At 57.8% G+C, this 11,763-nt stretch carries 10 protein-coding genes; 1 reads left to right on the forward strand and 9 read right to left on the reverse strand.

Annotation, left to right across the window (positions count from 1 at the left end; translation table 11 throughout):
* Window positions 1-285: 285 nt before the first annotated feature.
* The 9 genes from VGM18_11510 to metK all read right to left on the reverse strand — a co-directional run bounded on the left by VGM18_11510 (window position 286) and on the right by metK (window position 10,415).
* On the reverse strand, window positions 286-510 hold the full coding sequence (locus VGM18_11510) for a hypothetical protein (GenBank protein HEY3973625.1): 225 nt from the start codon (window positions 508-510) through the stop codon (window positions 286-288).
* A 73-nt stretch (window positions 511-583) separates the two neighbouring features.
* The gene (locus VGM18_11515; protein ID HEY3973626.1) at window positions 584-1,972 is read right to left on the reverse strand and encodes an NAD(P)(+) transhydrogenase (Re/Si-specific) subunit beta; all 1,389 of its coding nucleotides are present in this window, start codon (window positions 1,970-1,972) and stop codon (window positions 584-586) included.
* A complete protein-coding gene (locus VGM18_11520; protein ID HEY3973627.1) occupies window positions 1,969-2,265 on the reverse strand; it encodes an NAD(P) transhydrogenase subunit alpha in 297 nt (98 codons plus the stop codon). The genes VGM18_11515 and VGM18_11520 overlap by 4 nt, the downstream gene beginning before the upstream one ends.
* A gap of 51 nt (window positions 2,266-2,316) precedes the next feature.
* Window positions 2,317-3,501, reverse strand: a complete 1,185-nt coding sequence (locus VGM18_11525; protein HEY3973628.1) for an NAD(P) transhydrogenase subunit alpha — start codon at window positions 3,499-3,501, stop codon at window positions 2,317-2,319.
* A gap of 95 nt (window positions 3,502-3,596) precedes the next feature.
* On the reverse strand, window positions 3,597-4,514 hold the full coding sequence (locus VGM18_11530; protein ID HEY3973629.1) for an ROK family protein: 918 nt from the start codon (window positions 4,512-4,514) through the stop codon (window positions 3,597-3,599).
* A gap of 146 nt (window positions 4,515-4,660) precedes the next feature.
* Window positions 4,661-5,890, reverse strand: coding sequence for a Gfo/Idh/MocA family oxidoreductase (locus VGM18_11535; GenBank protein HEY3973630.1), 1,230 nt, complete (start codon window positions 5,888-5,890; stop codon window positions 4,661-4,663).
* A 170-nt stretch (window positions 5,891-6,060) separates the two neighbouring features.
* Window positions 6,061-7,020 (reverse strand): sugar phosphate isomerase/epimerase family protein, encoded by a 960-nt coding sequence (locus tag VGM18_11540; protein ID HEY3973631.1) that lies wholly within the window; start codon window positions 7,018-7,020, stop codon window positions 6,061-6,063.
* Window positions 7,021-7,655: 635 nt separating this feature from the next.
* Window positions 7,656-8,927 carry an adenosylhomocysteinase gene (gene ahcY, locus VGM18_11545; protein ID HEY3973632.1) on the reverse strand — a complete coding sequence of 424 codons (1,272 nt, stop codon included), beginning with the start codon at window positions 8,925-8,927 and terminating at the stop codon, window positions 7,656-7,658.
* A 297-nt stretch (window positions 8,928-9,224) separates the two neighbouring features.
* On the reverse strand, window positions 9,225-10,415 hold the full coding sequence (gene metK, locus VGM18_11550; protein HEY3973633.1) for a methionine adenosyltransferase: 1,191 nt from the start codon (window positions 10,413-10,415) through the stop codon (window positions 9,225-9,227).
* Between the two features lie 416 nt (window positions 10,416-10,831).
* On the opposite strand from metK, the gene VGM18_11555 reads away from it, so the two are divergent.
* The coding region (locus VGM18_11555; GenBank protein ID HEY3973634.1) for a sensor domain-containing diguanylate cyclase at window positions 10,832-11,763 on the forward strand (932 nt) is incomplete at its 3' end.

Consider the following 11,763-nt stretch of genomic DNA (forward strand, 5'->3'; position numbering starts at 1 on the left):
GCGGGGACCGTCAACGCCGGTCCTGAGCGCCGTGGTAGATGCGCAATACTTCTACGAATCGATCTTGAACTTTATAAACCACGATGTAGGGCAAGGGAGGAAAAACCAATTCGCGGGTTCCCGGTTGCCGCCCATCACGTCCGAGTCGCGGAAAGTTTACTAGACGTTAGCAGCCATCGTATATCACCGTGGCCACTTTGGCAGCAGCCGCAGGATCCTCTCTCCGGATACGCTGCACGATGTCGAACAGGTCATTGGCGGCGGGCATGGTCCAGCGCAGGCGCATCAGGACCGTAAGATCTGCTGTAGTCTCTTTCCGACCTCATCGTGCTCCATGAAATCTCCGCGCTCGGCGGCTGCCAAACCAATATTGACTGCCTCGACGAAACAGTCGTCGTCCTCCAGATAATGGCTGAGGACCTGCTGCACGAGTTCGTCAGTCTTCAAGCCCTTTTGAACGGCAATCTGCGCCAACCGCGCCTCTTTTTCGGGCTGTAGGCGGATGTCCATGGATTTCAGTCTAGGAAGGCTCATCAACACTGTCAAACATTTTCTCGTCCAGCGAGCTACCAGAGCGGCCCCATTAGTGTCCGCCGCTCAACTCGCGCACAATGCCTCCGACGAACTGCTTCGCGTCGCCAAACAGCATCAGCGTGCGATCCAGATAATACAGCGGATTATCGATCCCGGCGAAGCCAGGGCTCATGCCGCGCTTGATGACCATGACGGTGTGCGCTTTGTCGACGTCAAGAATGGGCATGCCGAAGATGGGGCTCGACTGATCGGTGCGGGCGGCGGGATTGGTCACGTCATTAGCCCCGATGATGAGGGCGACATCGGTCTGCGGGAAGTCGCCGTTGATCTCGTCCATTTCGATGAGGCGGTCGTAGGGAATGTCGGCTTCCGCGAGCAGCACATTCATGTGCCCGGGCATGCGCCCGGCGACCGGATGGATCGCGAAGCGTACTTCTATTCCCTTCTTCGTGAGCGCGTCATAAAGCTCTCGAACTTTATGTTGCGCCTGCGCTACGGCCATGCCATAGCCGGGAACGATGACCACTTTATTCGCAGCCAACAGAATCGCGGCCGCTTCTTCAGGCGTAGCGCTGCGTACGACTCGCTCTTCTTTAGCCCCAGCGGCAGACGCCTGCACTTGTCCGAACGCTCCGAACATCACGTTGGTGAACGAGCGATTCATGGCCTTGCACATGATCACCGACAGAACGAAGCCCGAAGAACCATCGAGCGCCCCCGCCACGACCAGCACCTTACTATTCAGAACGAATCCCAGCAGCGCCGCCGAAAAGCCGGCGTACGAATTCAATAGCGAGATGACCGTTGGCATATCTGCCCCGCCAATGGGCGTAACCAGCAGCACGCCAAAAATCAATGCCACGACCACCATCACGGGAAACAGGATTGCGTGCGCGGGATTCACCACCAACGCAATCGCCAGCCCGAGGGCTCCTGCCAGAACGGAGAGGCTCACGATATTCTGCCCGGGATATACGATCGGTCGCTGCGGCAGCAATTCCTGCAACTTTCCCGCGGCAATCACGCTGCCCGTGAATGTGAGTGACCCGATAATGACTTCCAGGGCGATCTCGCCCATTTGAAACCGCGTGACCGGCGCGGTGCCCACGTAATATTCGGCGATGCCAATGATCGCCGCCGAAAGCGCGCCGAAAGCATGGCTCAAGGCCGTTCGTTGCGGCACCGCCGTCATGTGCACCAGGCCCAGCGGGACACCAATCCCTGCCCCAACGATCAGGGTTATCAGGATCCACCTGTACTGCACCACCTCGGGATTGAACAGCGTGGCGCCCACGGCCAGCGCCGCGCCGATCTCTCCCGCCAGGACGCCCCACCGCGCACTGGCCGGTGAACTCAGAAACCTGAGCGAAAGAATGAACAGAACCACCGCGGCGATATAGGCGAAATCGAGATATTGCTGAAGGTCGAGCACGGTCATGATTGTTTCGACCTGCCGGATTTGAACATGCGCAGCATACGGTCGGTAATCAGGAATCCGCCCACCATATTGCTGAAGGATGCCGCCACCGCAATCGCGCCCAACACCGTGGTCAGCCGCGTCTCATGCCGACCGGCAATGATGATGGCCGCGACGACTACGATCGCGTCCAAAGCATTGGTCAGAGACATGAGCGGCGTGTGCAGTAGTGGCGAGACCCGCCGGATCACTTCGAATCCCACGAACCCGGCCAGGATGAAGACATAAAGATTAGAAATGAAATCCGCTGGCATGATTACTCCTTCGCATTCTTCCGTGCCCGGTTCAGCAATTCCGTTCAGCAACTACTTTGTTACTAACGCCGGCATCTTGAAAAAATCGCGCACGCGCGCGTTCACCACTTCTCCGCCGTTCGTGATCATCGTCTCCCGAATAATTTCATCCTGCTGATTTAACGAGCGTTCGTTCAGTTGCAGCTTGCCCTCTTTCACCATGTAGAGCAGGAACGCAGTGATGTTGCGAGCGTACATCTGGCTGGCGTGATAGGGAACGCTCGTAGCCAGGTTGATCGCGCCGATGATCGTCACTCCGCCGACCGTTACGGTCTCTCCGGTGCGCGTCAGTTCGCAGTTGCCGCCGCGCTCTGCGGCGAGATCGACAATGACCGACCCCGGAGCCATACCTTTCACCATCTCTGCCGTAATCAGCACAGGAGACTTCTTGCCGGGAATGACCGCCGCCGTAATGACGATGTCACTCTCGGCGACCACGCGTGTCAGGAGCTCGCGCTGGCGGGCGTAAAAAGTTTCGTCCTGCGCTGTGCCGTAGCCGCGGGCGTCCTGCGCATTTTGAGCTTCGATGGGGAGTTCGACGAAGCGTCCGCCCAGGCTCTGCACCTGTTCTTTCGCGGCCGGCCGCATATCGTAAGCAGAGGCCACGGCTCCCAGGCGGCGCGCGGTCGAGATCGCCTGCAATCCCGCCACGCCCGCGCCGATCACGAACACGCGCGCGGGTGTAATGGTTCCGGCGGCGGTGGTCATCATGGGAAAAATTCGCGGCGATGTTTCGGCCGCGATCAATACGGCCTTGTACCCGCAACAGGTAGCCATCGACGAAAGCGCGTCCATGCTCTGGGCGCGCGTGGTGCGCGGCATAAGCTCGACGGAGAAAGCGGTAACCCCGGCATGCGCGATTTCCCCGATGATTTCCGCCGAGCCCAAAGGCCGCAGGAATCCGATGATCGCCTGACCGCGCCGCATCAGGGGAAGGTCGGCTTTGCCGGTAACGTCATTCGAGCCGTAGCACAACACCTGCACGACAACGTCAGCGGCCGCAAACACGGCGGCGCGATCGGACACAATCTTCGCGCCCTTTTCAACATACATCGCGTCCGGATAACCGGCCTGTTCGCCAGCCCCGCCCTCGACAACGACTTCGAGCCCCGCCTTAATCAGATTTGGAACGACGACAGGAACGAGCGCCACGCGTCGCTCCCCGGGATAGCTTTCTTTCGGAACTCCAACAATCACGCGGCTGTCATCCTTTCGCTTGCACAAAAAAGCGAACTGAAAACAGTAACAGATCGAGGGGGGAACTGAAAGGCGGATGCCGCCGGGACGCTCCACTATGCAAACCGATAGTGCCACACTCGCGCCGCACCAATCAGATTCGTATCTTCGCCGAGAGACGCCAAAGTGAGCTCCGTTTTTTCCGCCGGCACGAAGCGGCAGCCGCCGCGAATCACTTCGCGGATGCGATCCATAAAAAGCGGCGCGCTCTTCATCACGCTGCCGCTCAGCACGATGGCGTCGGGCGTGAACAGGTTGATGAGATTCGCAAGTCCCAATCCCAGATAGTAGGCCTCATGCTCGACAGCTTGAAGCGCGATCTCGTCTCCCTCTTGCGCAAGCTCGCAAATTCTCCTGGCGGTAATTCCCGGCCGATGTAGGTAGGCAGCAGGCGCATGCCTGGCGATCCACGCCACCATCGCCGGGCCCGCGGCCAGCGACTCCCAGCAGCCGCGAAATCCGCACGAGCAGACCGGACCGGCCGGATCGACCACATGATGCCCAACCTCCGGATGCGCGCCGTCGACCCCGCGGTAAAGCTTGCCATCGAAAACCATTCCACCGCCGATGCCAGTGCCAACGGTTACATAGATCAAACGCGAACGATCCCGCCCGGCACCCCATCCGGCTTCCGCGAGTGCAGCGGCATCGCCGTCATTCTCGAGAGCCACGCGAACATCGAAAATCCGCGCCAGATCGTTCACTGGACTCTTTCCCCGCCACCCGGGCAGAAAATCAACATCACCGAACTCGCCGCGCATGGGATCGACCGGACCCGTGGACCCGATCCCGATGCCGGTGATTTCGACTCCCGCTTGCCGCGCCGTCTCGCGCAACATTCGTGCAATCTCGTCGATGCCCTGCGCGTAGCCATTCGGATCGGTCGGCGCTTGCATGCGGGCGAGCACTTTTCCGCTATCGTCGACGATGCCGACCGCGATTTTCGTTCCGCCGATGTCAACCGCGCCGATCATGCCGCTCCGATCATGCCGCTCCGATCAATGTAAAGTACGGTTCTGTCATTTTTCGTGTGGGGCCTTTCATGAAATCATCTGACGGTTTCGGCGCTCTCTGCGCCGAGGGCGAGGACGCCCTCGGGACAGCCGGCGGGACGCCGGCGCTACGAAAATTCCGGCGCGATTGCCTTCGCTTCCTCGAGGGTGAGTCGCCGCTTGTTCTTGTAGGACAAATTCGACATATGCACCGCCATGGCCGATCGGTAGCCCATCTCCGGCGGAGCGTTCGGAATCCCGCGGCTGCGGACGCAGTCGATCCAGTTCTGCATGTGGTTCCCTTCATGAGTCCTGCCGCGTTCCGCCTCGTCGTTCGGACGATTCGCTTTCTCCGGCCAATACTCCAGCGGTTGTTCGAAGTGATGTTCGAGGGTACCGTCACTGCCCAGAATTCGGTCGCCCAGTTCGTAGTGCTTGTTGCTGAAGGTGGACTGCCAGGTCACGACGCAATCGGGAAAATCGAGCGTCACGGCGATGGTGTCGGGCACCTCGCGTCCATCTTTTTCGGAAAATACTCCGCCCGACATATAGGCCGCTGAGGGCAACGGCAGGTCGAGCGCGCCCATGATCCAGGCGATCTGGTGCACCATGTTCTCGGCGCAATTGCCTCCCGAAAATTCCCAGAACAGGCGCCAGTTGATAAGCCTGTACGGATCGAACGGCCGATCGGGCCGGCCGTTGAGAAAGGCGCTCCAGTTGACATTCTGCGCCGTGCAGTCGGAGGGAATCGCCCGCACCCACTGGCCCTTGCCGTGCGGCGTATTGCGGCTCATCCACGATTCGACCTGCGTAATCTTTCCGACGCGTCCATCTTTGATCATCTGTTTCGCGTCGACCATCGCGCCGGAACTTTGATGCTGCAATCCAATCTGGATAACGCGATTCGACGCTTTAGCCGCCGCCAGACACTTCTCGGCCTCAGGGATCGACCACGTCATCGTCTTCTCCGCATACAGATCCTTTCCCGCAGCGAGCGTATCTACAAAATGTCGCGCGTGAATGTGCAACGGGCTGGCCACGATCACTGCATCGACATCCTTCATATCGAGGACACGGCGGTGGTCGTCGAAAGTTTGAATGCCGGAAACTCGGCTCTTGGCTTGGTCGCGGCGGCGGCGGTAAACGTCGGCCATGGCCACGACCTCGACTCCGTTCACCTTGAGGATCTGCCCCAGCAGATCGTTGCCACGGTCGCCTACCCCAATCATGCCGACACGGATGCGGTCGTTCGCGCCCAGCACCGTGGCGGCTGGATACGCCAGCACCGCGGCAGTTCCGAGCGCGGCCCGCTTTATGAAGGTCCGTCTGGTTTGATCGAAACTAATTTGATCGGTCATTTATTTATCCCCTGTTATTTATCTCCTCGCAGCTTGACTGCCTCACGGTAGCGGTGAAGTTTAGCTCCCTAGGCGGTTGTCATCCTGAGCGTAGCCGTTTCTCGGGCGAAGCGAAGGATCTCCCGCTTATCGGGCGCGTTGCGCAAGCCAAAATGAATCTCTACCTTGACTCACAGCGCGTCGGCTTGTTGCAGAAGCTTTTTCATTCCCGCCCAACTCTGGCGCGAGCATTCTTCGGGCGATCCGCCGCCATTCCAATGAGTCTCAAGGCTCACCGCGAAGCGATACCCGTCGCGCTTGAGCGCTTTGAACTGCCCCGTCCAGTCGATAATTCCGGCGCCCATCGCCGCCCACTCTCCCTTACCCCTCTTAACAAAATCCTTGCAATGGCAATGCCCGATGCGTTCCTTCGGCAGAAGATTGTAGCCGTCGGGATAAGGTGTTTCGCCCGCCGCCGCGGCGTTGCCGGCATCCCAATTCAGCATAAACGCCGGGGACTGCACCGCGCCAAGAACTTTCGCCGCTTCAGCCCCGGTTGCCGCGTTGCAGGCCGATTCATTCTCAAGCACCAAGATGATGCCATTTTTCGCGGCCTTGTCCGCCGCTTCCCGCAGTTTGTCGTTGATGGCAGAGCGATACGGCCCCTGGTCTTCGAGCCGCCAGAAATCGAAGCAACGCACGCGATCGGTTCCGAAGGCCTTCGCCATTTCTATGGCGCGCTCCAGAACTTCGTCCTGCTCCTTCCAGTTGAAATCTGCGCCAAAACTCTTGGCCTCGCTGAATTTGGATTTCGGCGCGCCGGGCCAGTCAACTTTAAAAAGCGGGCTGGCGATGTCGGTGACTTTCAATTTGAATTTTTTCAGAATGCGGCGGGCCTCGGCGACTTCTTTCTCATCGAGCTTGACGATGTTCTTCTTCCACATGCCGCGCAGCTCGATCCAGCCCATGCCGAATTCACGCGACGCCACCTCGCAGGCCCGGCCAAAATCCTGGGAAATTTCATCGTTGATTACAGAGATACGAAATGGGGATTTGGCCTCAGCCGCCGTCACAAAACGGGACACCGCCGTCACCGCCGTCACGGCAGCTATTCCTTCGAGAAATTTGCGGCGGGCAAAGGGCACGGGCATAAGTTGCTCCTCGAACTCCATCGTTCAAGATGATGGTCTGTAAAGATGATGAAAGACGCCAACAAATCTACCACCATCGAAACATCGAGTGGTAGCAGCCTAGCTGCTCATGTGGGGACAGCCGCCCCCGGCTGTCCGGCGGCCCAGGTGTATCGGGCCGCGGTAGGCTGCAATTTGCCCTCCCCGCCAAAGGTGTAAGTGCTTTGGTTTCGTCGAGTGTTCCTGCGGGAACACAATTGCGGTTTTGCACAAGTGTTCCTGCGGGAACATTATAATGTACAGACGTGTACATACAATATGGTACGTAACGACGTAAGTGCATTGTTTTGTTGGGCTGGGCGGGTGCCGAAATATCGGCAGAGGCGTGAGAAGAGGCGAAATCAGGGTGCAGAAAGCCCGCTCGAGCAAGTTATTGAGGACAAAGTGCTTAGGTACGCGGCAGCGACGGCGAAAGTGGAGGGCTTGTGTTTTCTTGCAGTTGCGGCACTCTTATTTTCTTATATTTATTGCCGATGTCCAGCAAATCAAAAGGCCGAAGATCTGCCCTCAAAAAGCCCCACTTCTCGCACAAAACGCGCGAGAAATGGGGCATCCGATCCTTGCTGACGGCTGAGGGCTGACGCCCCGCGCCTGCTCTATGTTCCTTCGCTCCACCCTGCCAAATACTCTTCCTGCTCGGGGCTGAGCCGGTCGATCTTAATCGCCATTGATTCCAGCTTCAACTTGGCCACGCGCTTGTCGAGTTCGTCGGGGACTTTGTATACCGTTTTCTCCAGCTTCTTGGAGTTCTTGACCATGTACTCGACCGAAAGCGCCTGGTCGGCGAACGACATATCCATCACCGAGGCCGGATGCCCTTCCGCCGCGGCCAGGTTGATGAGGCGACCGTCGCCGAGCAGGTTGATCTTGCGTCCGTCTTTCAGTGAGTACTCTTCGACGAAGGTGCGGGTAGTGCGCTTCGAGGACGACATCTTATCCAGCGCCGGGATGTCGATCTCGACGTTGAAGTGCCCGGAGTTCGAAATAATCGCGCCATCTTTCATGTGGTCGAAATGTTCTTTGGTGAGCACGCTCTTGTTGCCGGTGACGGTGCAGAAAACGTCGCCCAGCTTGGCCGCTTCGGTCATTGACATCACGCGGAAGCCGTCCATCACGGCTTCGAGCGCCTTCGTAGGATCGACCTCGGTGACGATGACTTCGGCGCCGCAGCCACGCGCGCGCGACGCGAGTCCGCGGCCGCACCAGCCGTAGCCGGCGACTACAAACTTCGAGCCGGCCAGCAGAAAATTCGTAGCGCGGATAATGCCATCGATCGTGGACTGCCCGGTTCCGTAACGATTATCAAAAAGATGCTTCGTGTCGGCATCGTTCACGGCGACGACCGGGAACTTCAACATGCCTTCCTTCGCCATCGCGCGCAGGCGAATGACGCCGGTCGTGGTCTCTTCCGTTCCGCCGATTACGTCAGTGAGCGCGTCGGTGCGCTTGGTGTGCAGAATCGTCACCAGGTCAGCGCCATCGTCCATGGTAATGTGCGGCTTGTGGTCGATCGCGGCCAGGATGTGGTTGTAATAAGTGTCGTTGTCCTCGCCCTTGATGGCGAATACGGGAATGTTGTGGTCGCGCACCAGGCTGGCGGCGACATCGTCCTGAGTCGACAGCGGATTCGAGGCACACAGCACAACCTCCGCCCCGCCGTCCCGCAGGCAAATGCCCAGGTTCGCAGTCTCCGCCGTCACGTGCAGGCAGGCCGAGATACGGATGCCTTTCAGCGGTTGGTTCTTAATGAACTCCTTGCGGATAATCTGGAGCACTTTCATGGACTGGTTCGCCCACTCAATGCGCTTCTTGCCCAAATCGGCCATTTCTACGTTCTTGATATCGCAATTCACAGCTGCGGTTGACATTGCTTCTCCTGTGCGGCGCGCTTAAAGCGGCGGAAAGCTAAAGTTGGATTGCCGGTAGATGATGTGAGTCCACAACTATTTTCGCAGAATACACCAGATTTCGGGAACCAGATCAGCGTATCCAACCGCTCATACGGGATGGGTCTTTCGACCCTTGCACTATGGCACTTCGGTTCTGCATTTTCTTCGCGACCTTCGCGGCATTTTCTTCGCGTCTTTGCGGTTAAAGGATCTTTTCAAAACAAAAAGCCTGGCGCAAAGTGCGCGAAGAAAAGCCGCAAAGTTCGCTGAGAAACCCTACTTGCGAACAGCTACGGGTTCCCGCAAGCCAGCATCGCTCGCCAGTTTCGCCGCTTTGCCGATTGCCTCCCACGTGAAATCGGGATCGTTGCGGCCGAAGTGACCATACGCCGCCGTCTTTTTATAAATCGGGCGCCGCAGGTTGAGCGATTCGATGATGCCGCGCGGCGTCAGGCTGAAGTGGGCGCGAATCAGATCCGGAATGATCGCCGGATCAACTTTCTCCGTGCCAAAGGTCTCAACTCGCACGCTGACCGGATCGGCTACGCCGATGGCATACGCGAGTTGCACTTCGCAGCGTCCCGCGAGTCCGGCGGCAACCACGTTCTTCGCAATGTGCCGCGCCATGTAAGCCGCCGAGCGATCGACCTTGGTCGGGTCCTTTCCGGAAAAAGCCCCGCCGCCATGACGTCCCATGCCGCCGTAAGTATCGACGATGATCTTGCGCCCCGTGAGCCCTGTGTCGCCCATGGGCCCGCCAATCACAAACCGTCCCGTGGGATTGATGTGATACTTCGTATCTTCATCGAGCAGGTGCGCAGGAATCACAGCCTGAATCACATGCTTCAGAATGCCCGCGCGGAGTTCGTCGTTGCCTACGGTCTCGGAATGCTGCGTGGAAATGACCACTGCATCCACGCGGAGAACTTTTCCGTTCGCGTCGTATTCAACTGTGACTTGGGATTTGCCGTCGGGGCGAAGGAAGGGAAGCGTTCCGTTCTTGCGAACCTGCGAGAGCCGCATGGTCAGCTTGTGCGCCAGAGAGATGGGAGTCGGCATCAACTCCTCATTCCCGTTCACACCCTCATCGACCGCATAGCCAAACATCATTCCCTGGTCGCCGGCGCCGCCGGTGTCTACGCCCATGGCGATGTCGCCGGACTGCTTGTTGATGCTGGAAATCACGGCGCAGGTATTCGAATCGAAGCCGTAGAGCGCGTTGTTGTAACCGATCGAAGCGATCACGCCGCGCACCAGGGCTTGGAAATCCACATAGGCTTTGGTGGTAATTTCTCCGGCAATAACCACCAGCCCGGTCGCGGTCAACGTTTCGCAGGCCACGCGGCTCATGGGATCTTCCGCCAGGCAAGCATCAAGTACTGAATCAGAAATCTGGTCGGCGATCTTATCCGGATGGCCCTCAGTCACAGACTCAGAGGTAAAGAGGTACGGGTTGCGGGATGACAATTTAGTTTTCTCCTTCAAACGCGGTCAAGGTGCGAGCTGCTCTCCAGCTCCGTTCCTGTTTTCCCGATCGACGCGGAATGTCTACGCCATCTTGAATCAGGGCCATTCGACTCAGGGGAGGTCTGGGCCACTCTTCGGAACCCAATATGAGAACAGAAGGCAATTAAATGAACACCTTGCAGCCTAATAAGAAAGTTATCAAAGAACCTCGGCAGGTGCAATGGATTTTGGCTCAAGCGTACCTCCGTACAGTGGAAGGGGAAAGCAACGGCGTGGGCGGGGAAAGCGATAACCCGAATGGACTCTTTCGTTTGTCCGGTTTTGACCTTGCTACCACTCAGTTACCATGGTTCATTGCTCATGGTTCCCCGGGGTGCCTATAATTTGAAAACTTCAAAGCTTCAAAGGACCCTTTGATGTCGAACGCGGCGGGAACCGAGACTGCTCGTCAATCTCAGGAATTGCGCATTTTTCATGACGTGGCCAAGGCCCTGACTTCGTCTCTGGACTTGGATTCTATCCTGCAAACCATCATGGAAAAGATGGCGGAATACTTCCGTCCGGATACGTGGTCTCTATTGATGGTGGATGAGCAAAAGAGTGAACTCTACTTTGCCATTGCCGTGGGCTCGGCTTCCGAGGCGCTGAAGAATGTTCGCCTGAAAGTTGGCGAAGGCATCGCCGGGCATGTCGCTAAATACGGCGAGAAACTCATCGTTCCCGACGTCCGTTCCGACAAACGCTTCACCAAACGCATCGACAAAGTCACGCAGATGGAAACGCAATCCATTATTTGCGTTCCCCTGAAATCCAAGCTGCGCGTGCTGGGCGTGATTCAGCTGGTGAACGTCAATATGAACCACTTCACCGAAGCGGAGTCGTTCTTTCTGCAATCGCTCTGTGACTATGCAGCCATCGCCATCGAAAATGCCCGGTCAGTGGAGCGAATCCAGGAATTGACCATCACCGACGATTGCACCGGACTTTACAATGCACGCCACCTTTATAAGACGCTTGAGTCTGAGGTCTATCGCTCCTCGCGATTTGGATACGAATTTTCGGTTCTCTTTATTGACCTTGATCATTTCAAGCAGGTGAATGATACCCACGGTCACCTGATCGGCAGCAAGCTATTGGCGGAGATCGGATACTTAATAAAAGCCCAGCTGCGCTTGATCGACTTTGCTTTCCGCTATGGCGGGGACGAATTCGTGGTGCTGCTGCCGCAGACCAGCAAGGATGCGGCTTTAGTAGTCGCCCGCCGCCTGCGCGACAGTTTGCGGGCCAGCGCATTTTGCAAAGAAGAATCCCTGAACCTGAACGTGCGCGCCTCGATGGGGCTCGCCAC

Source organism: Candidatus Sulfotelmatobacter sp., from assembly GCA_036500765.1.
Classification (GTDB): domain Bacteria; phylum Acidobacteriota; class Terriglobia; order Terriglobales; family Acidobacteriaceae; genus Sulfotelmatobacter.

Bases quoted from the DNA above. Each gene is read 5' to 3' on its own strand.
- VGM18_11535 (HEY3973630.1), bottom strand. From the start codon at position 5,890: ATGACCGATCAAATTAGTTTCGATCAAACCAGACGGACCTTCATAAAG.
- VGM18_11520 (HEY3973627.1), bottom strand. From the start codon at position 2,265: ATGCCAGCGGATTTCATTTCTAATCTTTATGTCTTCATCCTGGCCGGG.
- VGM18_11540 (HEY3973631.1), bottom strand. From the start codon at position 7,020: ATGCCCGTGCCCTTTGCCCGCCGCAAATTTCTCGAAGGAATAGCTGCC.
- VGM18_11530 (HEY3973629.1), bottom strand. From the start codon at position 4,514: ATGATCGGCGCGGTTGACATCGGCGGAACGAAAATCGCGGTCGGCATC.
- ahcY (HEY3973632.1), bottom strand. From the start codon at position 8,927: ATGTCAACCGCAGCTGTGAATTGCGATATCAAGAACGTAGAAATGGCC.
- VGM18_11515 (HEY3973626.1), bottom strand. From the start codon at position 1,972: ATGACCGTGCTCGACCTTCAGCAATATCTCGATTTCGCCTATATCGCC.
- VGM18_11510 (HEY3973625.1), bottom strand. From the start codon at position 510: ATGGACATCCGCCTACAGCCCGAAAAAGAGGCGCGGTTGGCGCAGATT.